This window comes from Streptomyces sp. NPDC051214, assembly GCF_040682375.1.
Classification (GTDB): domain Bacteria; phylum Actinomycetota; class Actinomycetes; order Streptomycetales; family Streptomycetaceae; genus Streptomyces.
Map to the genome: position 1 here is coordinate 1,029,260 of NZ_JBFBAT010000001.1, position 6,101 is coordinate 1,035,360.

Below are 6,101 nucleotides of genomic sequence, written 5' to 3' on the forward strand. Positions count from 1 at the left end.
GGCGGGGTGCCGGGATGCTTTCCACGACAAGAGGCCGTGCGTGAACGGGTGGGAACTTGATCGCCGCGAGCCGTAACGCATGACGGAGGGCCCCCTATGAACGCCGGAAACGGGATCCCTTACGCGCAGGAGGCCGCCTCGCGCCGGCGGAGCGCCACGCGCGGAGGGCGCCCTCCGTCGGCCCGCAGCGGCCGGCGCCCCGGGGAGAACAGCACCAAGGAGCAGATCCTCACCGCGGCCCTCGACCTCTTCGCGGCCAAGGGCTACTCGGGCACCACGATCCGTGCGATCGCCGGTGAGGCCGGCGTCGATCCGGCCCTGGTCCACCACTTCTTCAGCACGAAGGAAGGCGTCTTCCACGCCGCGGTCAACTCCCGCCTGAGCGTGTCGTCGCTCTTCGACGCCCTGACGGACGACGGTTCGCAGCTCGCTCCCGAGGACCGCGCCGAGTGGGTCGCCCGTACGTTCCTGTCGTTCTGGGAGGACGAGTCGACGCGGCCCGCGATGGTCGCCATCTACCGCACGGGCCTCGCGGACGAGTCGACGTCGAGGACGTTCCGGGAGCGCATCGAGTCCAGCATGGGGAACTTCGTGCTGCGGATGGTGCCCGAAGTGACCGAGCGCACCGAGGTGTTCACCTCACTGGTGTCTGCGCAGCTCGCGGGTCTCGCGATGCTGCGCTACATCCTCAAGGTGGAGCCGCTGGCCTCGGTCGACTTCGAGGACCTGCTCACGTGGTTCGTGCCCGCGCTCGACGTGCACTTCGACAAGCTGGCGCAGGGCTAGATCCGTCGGCGTCATCGCGGCCTCCGCTGTGCGGGCGGCCGCTTCCCGCGCCTGCACGGCCGCCTCGGACCGCGCCAGGACGAGCACGCCCCGGCCCGCCACGAGCGCGGCGGCGAGCACAGCCGCCAGCCCGGCGGGACCTGACACCCAGCGCTCCCCCAGGACGAGGGTCCCGATGAGGGAGGCGAAGGCCGGGTTGACCAGCGTGACGGTGGCCAGCGGCGCGTCAAGCGCGTCCCTGAAAGCCAGTTGACTGAGCATCAGGCCGGCCGTGCCCAGGCCGGCGGTGACCGTCACGACGACCACGGTCGTCCAGAGCGGCAGCCCGGCGGTGTCGTCGCCGGAGAGTTTCAGGACGGCGGTCTGTGCCAGGGCCGAAGCGGTGGCGAAGGCGATCCCGGCGGCAGCCGCGTACCAGAGCCCCCTGCCGACCGGAGTGCGGGCCACGGCGGCGGCCGCTGTCGTGAGGCCGAGGGCCACGGCGGTGGCGGCGATGACACCGAGCACTTCCGGCGTACGCAGGGTCCGGCTCGCGGCGGACGATCCGGTGAGGGCGAGCAGCCCGGCGACTCCCGTCACCGTCAGCGCCGTTCCGGCCCACTGGGCCGGGGTCATCCGCGTGTGCGCGACGGCGGCGGACAGGAGGGGCGCCGCGACGAGCGTGAGGACGCCGAGGGTCTGGACGGTGATGAGCGGTCCGTGGCGCAGCGCCCCCACGTGGAGCGCCGCGCCGGACAGGTTGAACAGGACGGAGGCCCACCAGGCCCCCGTACGCAGGAGCCGGCCGGGCCCCCGCGCCGCCACCCGCCGCTGCACGACGGCAGCGGCGGCGTAGGCGAGGGCCGAGACGACGCCGAGGGAGAGGACCGGCACGACGGTGTCCACCGCGGCTTCCTTTCGCAGACGGGTCGCGGACGGGGACTCGGCGGTCCGGGGGCGCGGGGTTCTGGCCCCGCGCCCCCGGACCGGGATCCGGTTCCTCGGGGCGGTGTCACGCGCCTCCCGGCACGTCCGTGACGTCCTCGGGGCGGATCCTCGGCAGGGCGAGGACGAGCAGGCAGGAGAGGCCGAAGCAGCCGATCTGCCAGTAGACGACCTGTTCGAAGCTCTCGCTGAAGTTGGTCTTGCGAGCCTCGGGCACGGCCTTCTCCAGGACAGCGGCCTGCACCTTGTCCTTGACTTCCTGCGGGGCCGGGTTGTTCGCCATCTCCTTCTCGATGGCCGCGCAGCTCTCGGGTGTCTCGGTCAGGTCCTTCTGGTTCATGCGGTCGTGGAAGCAGGTCTGGAATCCCGCGACGGCCTTGTCCTGCTGGTCGTCGACGACGCCCGCGGACGTGAGGTCCTTCCGCAGCTCCGAGACCGCGGAGCGGCTGGAGTCATCGGCGTTCGTGCCCAGGAATCCGTAGAAGAGGATGCCCGCGACCGCGATGCCGATCGCGATGCCGACCTGCTGCACGGTGGCGAGCATGCCGGACGCCGAGCCCGCCTCGCGCGAGCGGATGCCGGCCAGGATGATGCCGGTGCACGGGGCGAGGAAGAAGCCACCGCCCATGCCGGCCACCATCAGCGAGGGGATCAGCTGGTAGCCGTGCAGGTCCGAGCCGGCCCAGTGGACGGTCGCGATCACCCCGGTCATGCCGACGAGCAGGAGACCGGTGCCGAGGGCGAGCGTCTTGGTGCCGAGCTTCTTGACCACGGCCGTGGAGCGCGCCGAACCGGCCGCGATGAGGACGGCGAAGCCGAGGCTCACCAGGCCCGCCGAGATCGGCGTGTAGTCGAACCCGACCTGCAGGCTCATGAAGAACGTCATGAAGAAGGACGGGATGCCGGCGAAGAACACGATGCTGATCAGCAGCCCGACGGAGAACGACCGCTCCTTGAAGAGCCGCATCGGGATGAGCGGTGACTTGTCCGGTCGGTTGGACAACTTGGCCTCGTAGAGCGCGAATCCGATCAGGATCAGCGGGCTGAGACCGAGCAGTGCCAGGCTCCAGGTCGGCCAGTCGTGCTCGCGGCCGATCACCAGCGGCAGGATCAGGCTGAAGAGGCCGGCGGAGAGGATCGTCGCGCCCACCACGTCGAGACGCTGGGCGCCCTCCGCCTTGGACTCGGGGATCTTGGCCATGCCGAGCGCGAGCGCCACCAGACCGACGGGCAGGTTGACGTAGAAGATCGCACGCCAGTCGCTGCCGAGGATGTCCATGTCGATCAGCCAGCCGCCGAGCACGGGCCCGAGAACGGTGCCGAGACCGATCGAAGCGCCGTACATGGCAAGGGCCTTGGGCCGCTCACGCGTCGAGAAGGTGACCTGGATGATCGAGAGGACCTGGGGGAACATCAGGCCCGAGAACAGGCCCTGCAGCACCCGGGAGCCGATCAGGAACGTCGACGTGGGGGCGGCGCCGCACAGCACGGAGGCCGCGGTGAAGCCCAGCATGCCGATGAGGAAGATCTTCCGTCGGCCGTAGATGTCGCCGAGCCTGCCACCGGTCACCAACGCACAGGCGAAGGCCAACGAGTAGACGGCGACGACCAGTTGGATCTCGGCGAAGGTGGCGCCCAGGTCGCTCTGCAGCGACGGCAGGGCGACCATCGTGATCGTGGTGTCCAGCATCTGCATGAAGATCGCGGAGAGCGTGACCGCGAGGACCACCCAGCGTGCGGAGTGTCCGGCGGGCCCTGACCCGGACGAAGTACCCGGCGGTTTCCCCGCCTTCACATCGGTACTCATTGCTTCCATGTTCCCTCCTCGGGCCCACTGACTGCGGCCTGCTGGATTATTCACTGTCCAATGAAGTCTACGAGCATTGAATTTCCTCACGCAACCCTGATGGCTCGCTTCCGGACATCCGGACTCCGGTCAACTGCGGCACATGCGGGCAGGTTTGAGGGGTACTCACGCTGATACGGAGGGGAGTTGGACTGAGACCCAGAGGGCCGGGGCACCCGGCCCAGAGCATGCAGAAGCGAGCCTTTGCGTTTATGAACGCAAAGGCTTGGGGGTCGGGCCGCCTACGGCCGCCGCGGACCCTTGCGGCTGCCGGGCCGGCTCAGCGTCCGGCCGCGAGGTAGCTGGCGACGACCGGCATGAGCGTGCGCACGAGTTCGTCGGAGCCGCCCTCCTTGGCCAATTCGGCCGGAAGCAGCTCCAGATGACGCGCCATCACCACACCCACGAACAGGCTGCTGATCAGAGCCAGCCTGATCTCGCCGTCCTCGTCCTCGGCGACCCCCTCGGGCACGAGCGACTGCCGCAGCCGCGACTCGGCGGCGGACAGGTCGAGCGCGGACCGCAGGACACCGAGAATGCGCGTGCGCTGAACCTGGTCGTCCCAGTCAGCCACGGCATTACGGAGCAGCCACTCCGCGGCGTCCGGATCCCGGCGCCCGACGGCTTCGCGCAGCACCTCGGCCGGTCGGACCGTCTCCGCGACCACGGCGGTGAACAGGTCTTCCTTGGAAGGGAAGTAGTGCCCGATCAGGGCGGGATCGCAGCCCGCGTTCGCGGCTATGGAGCGCAACGAGGCCCTGCGAAAGCCTTGTTCGGCGAAGAGGTCCGCGGCGGCCCGCATGATGGCCTCGCGTGTGCTCGGCACACCCTTGTCGTCCCCCACGGCGGCAGCTCCTCTCGATCACGAGCCCGCACGGTATCAATTCAACTGCCGATGAAGTCTACATAGAGTGAGTTCAGCGGTCCAGCCGTCCGGCAGCGGCGTCCCGGATGAATTCAACGCCTATTGAAATATTCTGACGGCGCTTCTAGGCTCGGCCCCGGCGGCGGTCGGACAGCCGCTCGACCGCCCAACCACCCCCAGCAAGAGAGGACTTGTGCCGGTGACGAAGCAGACAGAGCGGCTCGACCGGGTCATCATCCGTTTCTCGGGTGACTCCGGCGACGGCATGCAGCTCACCGGGGATCTGTTCACCTCGGAGACGGCATCCTTCGGCAACGACCTGTCCACGCTGCCGAACTTCCCCGCCGAGATCCGCGCCCCCGCGGGCACGCTGCTCGGAGTGTCCAGCTTCCAGCTCCACTTCGCCGACCACGACATCCTCACGCCGGGCGACGCGCCGGACGTCCTGGTCGCGATGAACCCGGCCGCGCTGAAGGCCAACCTCGGTGATGTGCCCCGGGGTGCCGAGATCATCGTCAACACGGACGAGTTCACGCCGCGCGCGCTGCAGAAGGTCGGCTTCGCCTCAAGTCCCCTCGAAGGGAACGAGCTTGACGCGTACCGGGTACACCCGGTCCCGCTGACGACGCTGACGGTCGAGGCGTTGAAGTCGCACGATCTGTCCCGCAAGGACGCGGACCGGTGCAAGAACATGTTCGCGCTGGGTCTGCTGTCATGGATGTACCACCGGCCGACCGAGGGCACGGAGAAGTTCCTGCGGACGAAGTTCGCCAAGAAGCCCGCCATCGCCGAGGCCAACATCGCCGCTTTCCAGGCGGGTTGGAACTTCGGCGAGACGACGGAGGACTTCGCGGTCTCGTACGAGGTCGCCCCGGCAGCCGAAGCTTTCCCCGCCGGCACCTACCGCAACATCTCCGGCAACCTCGCCCTCTCGTACGGGCTGATCGCGGCGGGACGCCAGACGGGGCTGCCCCTGTTCCTGGGCTCGTACCCCATCACCCCGGCCTCCGACATCCTGCACGAGCTGAGCAAGCACAAGAACTTCGGCGTCCGCACCTTCCAGGCCGAGGACGAGATCGCCGCGATCGGAGCGGCCCTGGGCGCCGCGTTCGGCGGCTCGCTGGCCGTCACCTCCAACTCCGGCCCCGGTGTGGCGCTGAAGTCGGAGACGATCGGCCTCGCGGTGTCGCTCGAACTGCCGCTGTTGATCGTGGACATCCAGCGTGGCGGTCCCTCGACCGGACTGCCGACCAAGACCGAGCAGGCCGACCTGCTGCAGGCCATGTACGGGCGCAACGGCGAGGCGCCGGTGCCGATCGTGGCGCCCAAGACACCGGCGGACTGCTTCGACGCGGCCCTTGAGGCGGCACGGATCGCGGTCACTTACCGCACGCCGGTGTTCCTGCTGAGCGACGGCTATCTGGCCAACGGTTCCGAGCCCTGGCGCATCCCCCAGGCCGACGAACTGCCCGAGATGCTGGTCCAGTTCCCCCAAGGACCCAACCACGTCTTGGAGGACGGAACTGAGGTCTTCTGGCCCTACAAGCGCGACCCGGAGACGCTTGCGCGCCCCTGGGCGATCCCCGGCACGCCCGGTCTCGAACACCGCATCGGCGGCATCGAGAAGCAGGACGGCACCGGCAACATCTCGTACGACCCGGCCAACCACGACTTCATGGT

The 6,101-nt window shown here is 69.0% G+C and carries 3 protein-coding genes and 1 pseudogene; 2 read left to right on the plus strand and 2 right to left on the minus strand.

Annotated features, from left to right (window positions below):
* The first annotated feature begins 96 nt into the window (after positions 1-96).
* Entirely contained in the window at positions 97-786 is a 690-nt protein-coding gene (locus tag AB0M70_RS04500) for a TetR family transcriptional regulator (RefSeq protein ID WP_365816203.1), read from the plus strand.
* Positions 787-1,777: 991 nt separating this feature from the next.
* On the opposite strand, the gene AB0M70_RS04505 is transcribed toward AB0M70_RS04500, so the two are convergent.
* Together AB0M70_RS04505 and AB0M70_RS04510 are read right to left on the minus strand one after the other, a co-directional pair.
* Positions 1,778-3,526, minus strand: a complete 1,749-nt coding sequence (locus tag AB0M70_RS04505; RefSeq protein ID WP_365816205.1) for an MFS transporter — start codon at positions 3,524-3,526, stop codon at positions 1,778-1,780.
* 310 nt (positions 3,527-3,836) lie between these two features.
* Positions 3,837-4,400: a TetR/AcrR family transcriptional regulator gene (locus AB0M70_RS04510; protein WP_365816207.1), complete on the minus strand. Its 564-nt coding sequence runs from the start codon at positions 4,398-4,400 to the stop codon at positions 3,837-3,839.
* Positions 4,401-4,638: 238 nt separating this feature from the next.
* On the opposite strand from AB0M70_RS04510, the pseudogene AB0M70_RS04515 reads away from it, so the two are divergent.
* Positions 4,639-6,101, plus strand: a pseudogene (locus tag AB0M70_RS04515) (2-oxoacid:acceptor oxidoreductase subunit alpha); the annotation flags it as partial.

Excerpts from the sequence above, each read along its gene's own strand:
- AB0M70_RS04500 (WP_365816203.1), top strand. The coding sequence starts at position 97 with ATGAACGCCGGAAACGGGATCCCTTACGCGCAGGAGGCCGCCTCGCGC.
- AB0M70_RS04505 (WP_365816205.1), bottom strand. The coding sequence starts at position 3,526 with ATGGAAGCAATGAGTACCGATGTGAAGGCGGGGAAACCGCCGGGTACT.